This window comes from Exiguobacterium sp. RIT594, assembly GCF_003339585.1.
Lineage (GTDB): Bacteria > Bacillota > Bacilli > Exiguobacteriales > Exiguobacteriaceae > Exiguobacterium_A.
Window position 1 is genome coordinate 1 of record NZ_QPKF01000019.1, and the last position, 430, is coordinate 430.

At 50.5% G+C, this 430-nt stretch carries 1 pseudogene; it reads left to right on the plus strand.

From position 1 onward, the window contains the following. Positions 1-430 (plus strand): annotated as a pseudogene (locus DVG79_RS15995) (copper amine oxidase); the annotation flags it as partial.

Genomic DNA, 430 nt, shown 5'->3' on the forward strand with positions numbered 1-430 from the left:
TTACAGCCGCATGTATGATATCTCGAAAGCACTCTCAGTCGCGATCACAACACAAATGCCTGAGAAGTTCGACAACACGAAAGCAGACACAAAAGCAGCTGACCTCCGGTCAACACTCAACAGCCTCGCAGCTGAGCACGTTGCACTTGCGAACATCAGCATGACAGCGGGCGTCGATCAAGCGAAAGACTACGATGCAGCGAACTGGGCAGAAGACATGCACACAGCTGACTTCAAAGCGGCAATGAAATCCGTTTACGGTCAAGCGGGTGCGGATCAGTTCGAGCAAGTCTGGACGAAAAACCACATCGAAGCGCAAGCTAACCTTGTCACAGCAGCAATCAACGATGACAAGAAAATGATGGGCGACGCACAAGACATGCTCAAAATGTTCTCAAATGACTTCGGTGCATTCCTTGGTGCAGCAACG